Genomic DNA, 6,409 nt, shown 5'->3' with positions numbered 1-6,409 from the left:
TGCGGCGGCGGGCCCCGTGCCCAGCGCCGGCGCCGTGCTGACCCGCACCTCGGCACTGCACCAGACAATCGCGGCGCCGATGAGACGGCGTTGGCTCGATGGACACTGGCGACGGTAAAGACCTAGTGCTGCTCTGTGTTTTTGGCGTCAGATCCGTGCTATCAACGCCTCTGGCACGTGAATGCTCACTGGCCGAAGCAGAGATGGCCGGATGGCCCACGCACGTGCCCCGCGAACCCCTACAAGCTCCAATCTCATCGAGGCAAGCACCATGTCCAAGAAGACCATCACCCCCGTCGCCACCATCGTCGGCGCCGCCCTGGCGGGCGGCCTGAGCATGGCCCATGCGGAATCCACCGGTGTCTCGGCGGACGCGCTCTTCACGGCCACGCAGATCGATGGCGGCTACATGCAACTCGCCGGCGAGGGTAGCTGCGGCGGGACCAAGGGCGAAGGTGAAGGCAAGTGCGGCGACGAGAAGGACGAGACTTGAGCCAGACCCACCGCCGTCGCTCAATCCTATCCGACCGGCGAAGGCCATGAACGCGTCCCATCGCCCCGTTCATGGCGCCGGTCTCGGCCTGCGGCGCGCGTTCATCGCCGCCGCGGTCGAGCAATCGGCTCCGCAGGTGAGCTTCTGGGAGGTCGCGCCCGAGAACTGGATCGGCGTCGGCGGCCGCTGGGGGCGCATGTTCCGGGCCATGACCGAGCGCCATCCCTTCGTCTGCCACGGGCTGTCGTTGTCCATCGGCGCACCGACACCGCTGGACGAAGGCTTTATCCGCCGGGTCAAGGACTTCCTGGACACCCACGGCATCCAAATCTATACGGAACACCTGAGCTATTGCTCCGACGACGGCCAGCTCTATGACCTGATGCCCATCCCCTTCACCGAGGAAGCCGTGCACCACGTGGCCGCACGCGTCAGGCGGGTTCAGGACATTCTGGAGCGGCGCATCGCGCTGGAGAACGTCTCCTACTACGCCGCGCCCGGCCAGGAGATGCGCGAGATCGACTTCATCAACGCGGTGCTGGCGGAGGCAGACTGCGACCTGCTGCTGGACCTGAACAACATCTACGTCAATAGCATCAACCACGGCTACGACCCGGTCGAATTCCTGGAGGGGCTGCCCACCGAGCGGGTGCGCTACGGCCACATCGCCGGTCACCGTGTGGAGGCCCCGGACCTGCGCGTGGACACCCACGGCGCCGACGTCATCGACCCGGTCTGGGCCCTGCTGGCGCACGCCTATCGGCGCTGCGGCGTCTTTCCCACGCTGCTGGAGCGCGACTTCAACATCCCGCCGCTGCCGGCGCTTGCGCACGAAGTCGCCCACATCGCCGAAGTGCAGCGGCGGCACGCGCCAACCCTAGAGCGGCAGGCCGTCCATGGCCGAGCCTGACCACCAGGCCGTCGCGCCGGCATCCAGCGTTCTGGCCGCGCAGATGGCATTCGCGGCGCACATCCGCGATCCGGACCACGCGCCGCCGCCGGCCGACGTGGAAGACCGGCGCATGGCCATCTACCGGGAGCTCTTCTTCAACAACATCTCCGGGCTGCTGAAGAACGGCTTCCCGGTGCTGCACAAGATCCTCGGCGCCACGCGTTGGAATGCGCTGATCCGCGACTTCATGGTGCGGCATCGCGCCACGACCCCGCTGTTCCTGGAGCTCTCGCAGGAGTTCCTCGACTATCTCGGCAACGCCCGCTCCGCGCAGGCAACGGACGACCCGCCCTTTCTGCTGGAGCTGGCCCACTACGAATGGGTGGAGCTGGCACTCGACGTCAGCGATGACGAGCCGGACCCGCGCCACGCGGACCCCAACGGCGACCTGCTGGCGGGCATACCCGTGGTATCGCCACTCGCCTGGAACCTCAGCTACCGCTTCCCGGTACACCGGATCGCGCCGGGGTTTGCGCCCGACGCACCCGGCGAGATGCCAACCCACCTGGTCGTCTGGCGCAACCGCGCCGAGCGCGTCGAGGTCCTGGAGATCAACGCCCTGACCCAGCGACTCTTGGCCCTGCTGCAAGAAGAACAGCCGCGCACCGGCCGCCAGGTGTTAGCGGCCATCGCGGCGGAGCTGTCCCATCCGGAGCCGGACCAGGTCGTCGCCGCCGGCGGCCGCATGCTGGCGGATCTGCGCCGGCGCGATGTCGTCCTCGGCACCCGCCGGCCCGAGGCCGACCACCCCGATGCCGATCGAATGAGCACCGGCTGAGCACGCGCATCCCTGCACCCCAACCTTCGGTTGCGCCAGGCGCCCTCCGCGTGCTTGGCCGCGGCGCGCGACCGGCGACTTTGCGCTAGACTGCGCGCCGACACGAAGCCGATCTGGCGCGACAAGGAGCCCGCGGACATGCCCGAACTCACCTCCCTGGGAAAGAGCAAGGCGGTGCGCAACACCGCCATCGGCATCGGCGTCGCCGTGCTGGTGCCCGTCGCCGTGGCCTTCCTGGCCCCCTACGTGCGCCCGGCGGCACGCTCCCTCGTCAAGGCCGGCTTGCAAGCCTGGGAGAAGGGCAAGGAGGTGGCTGCCGAGGTCGGCGAGGTGATGGACGACCTGGTGGCGGAGGTGCGCGACGAACTGCGCGAAGAACGCGAGCAGGCGGTCGCGGCCATGCACGAAGCCGCGGAGCAGAAAAAGGACGACGCCTGAGCCCCCACACCATGAGCGCGGACCGCACCGCCACCGCCCCATCCCCCGAGCCCGCGCGCATCGCCCACCGCAGCACCGGCCGGCTGCGCTTGCGCCTGCCCCGGCGCCGGCACGATCTGCCCTTCTTCCTGGGGCTCTACGAAGACCTCAACAACCAGCCGGAGATCGACGAGGTCAACATCAACCCCGCCACCGGCAGCGTGCTGATCTGGTTCGATCCGGTGCAGGAACACCTGATCGCCGACGCCCTGACCCGCGGCGGGCTGCTGCAACTGCACGAGGAGCAACTGCACCCCGAGCATGCGGAGCGCCACCTGTTCCACATGTCCCTGAACGACATGCGGATCATGGTCTTCCTGATCATGGCCATCCTCTCCGTCCAGCAACTCCTCAAGGGCCAGCTGCTGGCACCGGCGCTCACCATGCTGCTTTACGTGGTCGACCTCGCGGTAGGCATGCGCCTGGAACGGGATGCCGCCGCTGGCCATCACGCGCAGGCCGACACGCCCGAGACCGCACCCACCGGCACCGCCTGAGGCATCCCCACGGCAGCGGCCAATCCAAGCGTCGACAGGCCCTTTGCAGCCCCAGCTGACCGCCCCAGCGCCGCAAACGAAGCGACAGCCCAGCCCGGGCGCCGTTCGGCCCTGTGCTATCTTCAAGGGCAATACCGACCACGCAGGAGCCGTCCGTGGGCAACATCATCGTCACCGGCATCACCTTCGGCGTCTTCATGACCGAGGCGCTGATTCACTACAACATGGGTCAGGCGAAGGCGCGCGGCGAGTTCAAGCTGACCATGCCGCCCCCCAGCGAGCTGGCCAAGATCGCCGCCGTGACCGCCACCTTCTCGGTGCTGACGGGCCTGTTGGTGAAGGCCCTGCCGAAGGACGTTCAGTCCAAGATCTGAGCCCAACGACACTCCGCGAGCGCGCCCCGTGCCCTGGCTAAGGTGTAGGTCGGGTTACGCTGCGCTAACCCGACCTACGATCCGCCGCGAGGGCACCCCGTGCCCCGGCTAAGCCCTGCGCCTGAACCAGCCGACAAGGCTGAAACGCTCGCGTCCCGCGGGCATCACCTCATGCAAAAAGCGCGCACTCAGGAAGGTCACGAGCCGCCCGCCAGCCGGCAGCACTTCCACATAGGCATCAGGATTCGCCGCATCCACATAAATGCGCAGCGCACCACCGTCGCCGTCCTGCCAGCACTCGTTCAGGTATAAGACGCAGCTCAGTTGCCGGCCCTCCATGCCACGGAACTTATCCAGGTGCTTGCGATAATAGGCACCAGCCGGATAGACGGCAAAGTGGGCCTCCAACTCGTGCAGACCGAGGAACATGGTCCGATTGACCGCGAGCCGCACGTCCTCCAGCCTTGCCCAGTAGCGGCCCTGTGCCGCACTGAGGTCGGCAGGGTCGAGCCACAGGACGCGGTCCGTGCGCACCTCGGACCGGACCGTCAGATCGGCACCGCGGCCGACGCCGGCGCGCCGGAACTCACCGCTCCGCCAACGCTGCCGCGCCTCGTGCCTGAGCTGGCTGACCAGGAGCGGCGCGAGGAAGTCATCTGCAACGCACCAACCGTGCTCGGCAAGCGTCGCGGCGATGTGCTCAGGTAGATCCGGGGGTTCCCCAGGTGGTCGGTCGGGTGGTCGGTCGGGCGGAAGCGAGCAGGGATCGGCGCTCAAAGGCGTATGCTCACGCGGGAGGGTGGCGTATTCTGCGCTCGGGACTTCAGTCAGTCCATCAGATGCACCAGCAGTGAAACCCTCAGCCGGTCCCGCACGCCACACGCGCAACCGCACCAGGCTGGTCCCGCCCACGATGGCAAGCACCGTCATGAGACACCCGGAGCGTCCCACGATGCGCATACTCCTTTACGGCCTCAACTTTACCCCCGAGCCTGTCGGCATCGGCAAGTACACGGGCGAGATGGCGCGCTGGCTGACGGCCCGCGGTCATCAGGTCAAGGTCGTCTGTGCGCCGCCCTATTATCCGGATTGGCGAGTGGCCGACGGCTATTCGCCGTATGCCTATCACCGCGAAACCATCGACGGCGCGGAGGTGCTCCGCTGCCCGATCTGGGTGCCCCGGCGCGTCACCGGCGCCCGCCGGGTACTCCATCTGCTGAGCTTCGCGCTCAGCAGCTTGCTACCGATGCTCCTCCAGCGCCGTTGGCGTCCTGACGTCGTGTTCGCCGTGGAGCCACCGCTGCTCGGCGCCGTACCCGCCCTACTCTGCGCACGACTCTGCGGCGCCCGGTCATGGCTGCACGTGCAGGACTTCGAGGTCGATGCAGCCTTCGACCTCGGGCTGCTCAACTTTGCACCGCTCCGGCACCTCGCCTATGGCATCGAGCGCCTGATCATGCGGCGCTTCGACCGCGTCTCGACCATTTCCGAAAAGATGGTGGAGCGAGCCCTGAAAAAGACAGGGGGCGAAACCCAATGCGAGCTGTTCCCGAACTGGGTCGACACCAAGCAGATCTACCCCTTGGCGGAGCCAAGCCCCTACCGAGCCGAGCTTGGTATCCCAGACGACGCTATTGTGCTTCTATACTCCGGCAGCATGGGCGAGAAGCAGGGTCTGGACATCATCCTGGACACCGCTCGGGCGCTGCTGGCAGAGCCCCGCTACCGCTTTGTCATGGCAGGGTCCGGCTCCGGCTTCCGGGCGTTGCGGGATGCGGCAGCCGGCATCGACAACATGCAATGGCTCCCACTCCAACCCGCGGAACGCCTGAACGCATTCTTGAATCTTGCAGACGTCCACCTGCTTCCCCAGCGCGCAGACGCGGCGGACTTAGTGATGCCCTCCAAGCTCACCGGCATGCTCGCGAGCGGAAGACCCGTGATTGCGACGGCGCACCCCGACACGCAGGTCGGCGTGGTCGTCCGCCGCGCGGGCTTGGTGGTGCCCCCGGGATCTGTGTCCGAATTGCGCGACGCCATTGAACACCTCGGTAACAACGCGGAACTGCGTACGCAGCTGGGACACTCGGCGCGAGCCTACGCCTGCGATGTCTTGGAACGTGAATCGCTGCTGAAGGGTTTCGAGTTGGAATTGCTGTCGGCGCTCGCCGCGCCGACCGACGCCGTTGCCGACACGGTTGCATAGGCTCGCACAGCACGCCAACATCCCACCTGGCTGCGCGATGCCTACGCCGCCGCCTTCGGCGCCGGCAACGCAGCCGAGTAATACCCTACCCGCGTAACCCTAGAAAGCAGTTAGCAATGCCGACAACGCTTGGAACGCCGCACGCTGGTCCCTTGCATGTCGATCGGCTGGCAGAACAGCTCCTCTGCGCCGGACTTATCGGCTCCGATGCCAAATTCCCAACACCCGCACCCTCGGCCTTGGTGGAGTCAATCGCCACGCTTGCCCGCCTGCATGGCGTCGAACCATTGCTACACAGATGCGCCGTCAAAGCCAAGTCCCTATTGCTGTGGCCTCAAGCACTGCTGGAGCAGTTCGCCCAGACGACACGCGCCCAAGCAGTCACCGAGGTTCTCTGGCAACGCGAGATCCGTCAACTGCTAGATGCGTTGGACTCAGCGGGCGTGCCGGCACTACTGCTCAAGGGTGCACCTCTCGCTTATACACACTATGAAGCCCCCTACCTGCGGCCGCGCGGCGATACGGACGTCCTGATCCCCGTGGATCAGCGAGCGGCCGCTCACGGCGTTCTTCTGGACTGCGGGTACACCGCCGCCATTTCGCCAGCCAGCAGCTTTGCCTCCTACCAGCTC

At 66.8% G+C, this 6,409-nt stretch carries 9 protein-coding genes; 8 read left to right on the top strand and 1 reads right to left on the bottom strand.

The window, feature by feature from the left end:
• The first annotated feature begins 271 nt into the window (after nt 1-271).
• The 6 genes from LJE69_RS13935 (at nt 272) to LJE69_RS13910 (ending at nt 3,571) form a co-directional block, all read left to right on the top strand.
• The gene (locus tag LJE69_RS13935; protein WP_296926049.1) at nt 272-493 is read left to right on the top strand and encodes a low-complexity protein; all 222 of its coding nucleotides are present in this window, start codon (nt 272-274) and stop codon (nt 491-493) included.
• Nucleotides 494-539: 46 nt separating this feature from the next.
• The gene (locus tag LJE69_RS13930; protein ID WP_296926046.1) at nt 540-1,403 is read left to right on the top strand and encodes a DUF692 domain-containing protein; all 864 of its coding nucleotides are present in this window, start codon (nt 540-542) and stop codon (nt 1,401-1,403) included.
• Nucleotides 1,390-2,223, top strand: coding sequence for a putative DNA-binding domain-containing protein (locus LJE69_RS13925; RefSeq protein WP_296926044.1), 834 nt, complete (start codon nt 1,390-1,392; stop codon nt 2,221-2,223). Before LJE69_RS13930 ends, LJE69_RS13925 begins: the two co-directional genes overlap by 14 nt.
• 138 nt (nt 2,224-2,361) lie before the next feature.
• Nucleotides 2,362-2,661, top strand: a complete 300-nt coding sequence (locus LJE69_RS13920) for a DUF5132 domain-containing protein (RefSeq protein ID WP_296926043.1) — start codon at nt 2,362-2,364, stop codon at nt 2,659-2,661.
• Nucleotides 2,662-2,672: 11 nt separating this feature from the next.
• Complete coding sequence (locus LJE69_RS13915; protein ID WP_296926042.1) at nt 2,673-3,197, top strand: hypothetical protein; 525 nt, start codon at nt 2,673-2,675, stop codon at nt 3,195-3,197.
• Nucleotides 3,198-3,352: 155 nt separating this feature from the next.
• Complete coding sequence (locus LJE69_RS13910) at nt 3,353-3,571, top strand: hypothetical protein (RefSeq protein WP_296926040.1); 219 nt, start codon at nt 3,353-3,355, stop codon at nt 3,569-3,571.
• A gap of 108 nt (nt 3,572-3,679) precedes the next feature.
• Here the strand turns inward: LJE69_RS13910 and LJE69_RS13905 are convergent, their stop codons facing one another.
• Nucleotides 3,680-4,348 carry a 2OG-Fe(II) oxygenase gene (locus LJE69_RS13905; RefSeq protein ID WP_296926039.1) on the bottom strand — a complete coding sequence of 223 codons (669 nt, stop codon included), beginning with the start codon at nt 4,346-4,348 and terminating at the stop codon, nt 3,680-3,682.
• 136 nt (nt 4,349-4,484) lie between these two features.
• Between LJE69_RS13905 and LJE69_RS13900 the strand changes: the two genes are divergently transcribed.
• Entirely contained in the window at nt 4,485-5,777 is a 1,293-nt protein-coding gene (locus tag LJE69_RS13900) for a glycosyltransferase WbuB (protein WP_296926036.1), read from the top strand.
• A 152-nt stretch (nt 5,778-5,929) separates the two neighbouring features.
• A partial coding sequence (locus LJE69_RS13895; protein ID WP_296926034.1) for a nucleotidyltransferase family protein occupies nt 5,930-6,409 on the top strand: 480 nt, incomplete at its 3' end.

Source organism: Thiohalocapsa sp. (assembly GCF_022340605.1).
Lineage (GTDB): Bacteria > Pseudomonadota > Gammaproteobacteria > Chromatiales > Chromatiaceae > Thiohalocapsa.
Note: the sequence above shows the minus strand (reverse complement) of the source record. Positions and strands in the feature narration are given on the sequence as shown.